This is a genomic window from Nocardiopsis chromatogenes YIM 90109, from assembly GCF_000341185.1.
GTDB classification, from domain to species: Bacteria; Actinomycetota; Actinomycetes; order Streptosporangiales; family Streptosporangiaceae; genus Nocardiopsis_A; species Nocardiopsis_A chromatogenes.
Map to the genome: position 1 here is coordinate 1 of NZ_ANBH01000372.1, position 3008 is coordinate 3008.

Annotated in this window: 4 protein-coding genes; 2 read left to right on the forward strand and 2 right to left on the reverse strand. The window is 73.3% G+C overall.

Annotated elements, in window-relative coordinates; all coding sequences use genetic code 11:
- Positions 1-261, reverse strand: a 261-nt coding sequence (locus D476_RS35205; RefSeq protein ID WP_017627742.1) for a DJ-1/PfpI family protein, incomplete at its 3' end; no start/stop codon positions are given.
- A gap of 182 nt (positions 262-443) precedes the next feature.
- Entirely contained in the window at positions 444-1586 is a 1143-nt protein-coding gene (locus D476_RS0130935) for an EAL domain-containing protein (protein WP_026124018.1), read from the reverse strand.
- A gap of 388 nt (positions 1587-1974) precedes the next feature.
- Between D476_RS0130935 and D476_RS38100 the strand changes: the two genes are divergently transcribed.
- Both D476_RS38100 and D476_RS0130940 read left to right on the forward strand, forming a co-directional pair.
- Positions 1975-2118 carry a hypothetical protein gene (locus D476_RS38100; protein WP_160167460.1) on the forward strand — a complete coding sequence of 48 codons (144 nt, stop codon included), beginning with the start codon at positions 1975-1977 and terminating at the stop codon, positions 2116-2118.
- A 227-nt stretch (positions 2119-2345) separates the two neighbouring features.
- Complete coding sequence (locus D476_RS0130940; protein WP_040728946.1) at positions 2346-2648, forward strand: hypothetical protein; 303 nt, start codon at positions 2346-2348, stop codon at positions 2646-2648.
- The last annotated feature ends 360 nt before the right edge of the window (positions 2649-3008 follow it).

Sequence of the window (3008 nt, forward strand, 5' to 3'; positions counted from 1 at the left end):
GGCCGCGTCGACGCCGGTCCCGCCGACGACCACCAGCGTGTCCACGTCGGCGGGGTCGGCGGCGCCCGGCCCTTCGACCCCGTGGGCGGCGTGCACGGGCAGCCCGCTCCCGGAAGCGACCGCCCCGGCGGTGCGGGCCACGGTGCGGCAGGCGTAGGCGCCGTTGCGGTGCCCGGCGCAGCGGAACACCTCCCAGGGGCCCGTCAGGTCCAGGGTCTGGAAACCCTCGAAGAGGAGGAAGACGACACGGTGCTCGTTCACGACATAGACGGTGCCCGTGGGCTCTGGACGGCGTCAACGACGCGTACCCCACCGATCGCGCCACAGACGCGCCGACGCCCCTCCACGGTGTGCGCCGCCGCGGGCATCACCGCGCTCCTCGCCTGACGTTCACCGCCCGCAGGAAGGCGGCCTCCGGTGGCCGGCCGCGTGCCGACCGCGCCTCAGCCCCGGGACAGTGCCGCGATCACGTCGCCCACCGCCACCACGCCCACCGCCTGGCCGAAGGCGTTCACCGCCACCAGGTCGTCGTGCACGCGCTCACCCGAGGCGCCCGCGGCGCGCAGCGCCTCCATGGCGGTGGTGTGCAGCGGCACCGTCTTGGGCGGGTCGGCCAGCCGCCGGGCGGGGCGGGCGGCGTGCAGCGCGTGCCCGTAGGGGCCCGACACCGACAGCAGGAACCGCGACCGGTCCAACAGGGCGACCGGGCGCTCCCGGTGGTCCAGCAGGATGATCGAGTTGAGCACCGGGTCGTTGGTGAAGGCGTCGAGCACCTCCGCCGCGGTCGCGTCCTGTTCAAGGGCGACGGGCGGGCCGATGAAGGTCGACACGGCCGGTCCCTCCTGCCCGCCGCCGCCCCGGCCGGGGGCGATCTCGGGCAGGGGGCGCACCTTGCTCCCGGGGGTCCACGTGTCGTCGGCGAGAAGCGGCCCGTACCCCAGGCGCACCCCCGCGTCCCGCAGCGCCGCGAGCTGGTCGGCCGAGGTGATGCCCGGCGCCACCGGGTACACCCCGGCGCTGCGGGAGATGCGGGCCATGCCCTCGACCACGGCCGCGCTGCGCTCGTCGCCGGGAAGCCCGGCGACCAGGTTGCGCGGCAGGCGCATCAGGAAGGGGGCCTGGTCCAGGATGACGTCCACGGGGACGGCGGCGGTGGCGAAGGCGCAACGGAATCCGGAGTCGCGCACGTGGGCGGCGGCCCGCACCGCGGCGGCGCGGGGCAGTTCGGCCAGGTCGGGGCCGAGCATGACGGTGATGTCGCGCGGGCGGCGGCCGGTGCGGCGCAGCACCAGTTCGAGCTGGCCGGTCACGTCGGGGGAGGCCGCCGCCGCGGCGGCGGGCACGGGCAGGATCAGCGGCAGCAGTGCCTCGTCGGAGGCGACCCTGCGGGCGAGCCGGATGAGCCGCTCGGCGTGGGCGGCGGAGTCGTCGTGCGGCGCCGTCGCCGGGGCGGCCTCCGCCTCCACGGCCAGGACGACACCCGACTCCAGGTCGATGACGGGACGGTAGCGGTGGACAGGGGAGGCCTCGGGCCGGGTGACGGCCTGTTGGGGGCCGGTGGTACGAGCCGAAGTCGGAGAAGGCACACGTTCATCCTGCGGCCCGGGAGGATCGCCGTCAGCAGCCCTGACCGAGAATTCAGCGGGACTTCGCGCCCAGATCGCCTCGGATTCAATGAGGCGTGGGGCGCCGGAACCCGGTTCGGCCCAAGGGTGGGCGAGGACACATGGGATTCGCCTCCACCGACCTCGCCAATCGGACGCGGAAGGCTAGCACACGTGTGCGGAGGGGCGGAATGTGCACACGGCGGGTCATAGGGGTTCCCGTCGGCCCGGAAGCGGGTCGGGAGTTGAGGGGCGAGAGGACCCCGCTCGCGGCCGGGCGGTGGATGGCTCTGAAGATCCAAGAAAAGCACGTGACCGTAGGTGACCGGACGCTGGTGTCAGCGTGGTTCTGACACGGCGGGAGTCCGTGGTGCGCGAACTGCGCGACTTCGAGATGGAGCCAGAGGTACGTGACTGGCTTGCCAGTCTGAGCGACTGCGGCTTCAAGCGCGTGGACGAGGTCGCCGGGATGCCGACCGAACGGGGAAGGGGAAACGGATTGGGCGGCCCCTGATCAGACCATCGAGAGGGTCCGGTATGGGAGCTACGCCTTCGCTTGCCGGGAGTGACCGCCCGTTTGACTACTAGCGCAGGCCCGGCGGCGGAATCCCACCGCTCACCGTCTTCCGCACAATGAAGCAGCATGATCAACGGCAGATCGACAGAGCGGTTCGGGGCACAGAAGATCGGTGCGAACGAGCATGGTCGGCCGGCCGTCGAGAGCTACGAGAGGCGGGTGTGATGACCGGTCACCACACGCCTTGGGTGCGTCCGGATCCCCGGCCTGAAGATCCCGGGCGGATCGCGATTCGGGAGGCCCTTGCCTTCGGCAAGACGCTCTATGACGTGCGGACCACCCTGGGACTCTCTGTCGGGGAGCTGGCCGACAGAGCGGCCATGACCGTCGACGAAGTCGAGTGCACCGAGGAAGGCGAGTGCACCGAGGAAGGCGGGACCGCCCCGACCGTCGACCTGCTGCGCCGACTCGCGGCGGCCCATCCGGCAGCGTTGTCGGGTGGCGGGCGTGTGCGTGGTCGCCGTTGATGGCGGCGACGGAGCGAGCCGGGGTGGTTCCCAGGCCCTGCTTGCCGTCCGGCGGGCCGCTCGTGGTCCGGGCGGGGCGGCGCGGCGGGGTGGGCGGGTGGTCGTTCGCGCTCGTGGCGGCCGTCGGGCCGGTGCGCGGGGACTGGAGGCCGGGTCCCGGGCCTGCCGGGCGACAGAGGGCCGGTTCGGGCATCCGGTGTGCACGAAAGTGCGCACCGGATGCGCCAGGGTGGTCTGAACTGCACACTCGTTGCCCCCGGGGAGCGGGAAGCGGATGTGGCGGGCGCCGGGAGGGGGCTCCGGTGGTCCCGCGTGGCGGTACGGCCGCCCGATCGGCGGTTGCGTGGCGGTTCCGCCGCG

Bases quoted from the DNA above. Each gene is read 5' to 3' on its own strand.
- D476_RS0130940 (WP_040728946.1), top strand. From the start codon at position 2,346: ATGACCGGTCACCACACGCCTTGGGTGCGTCCGGATCCCCGGCCTGAA.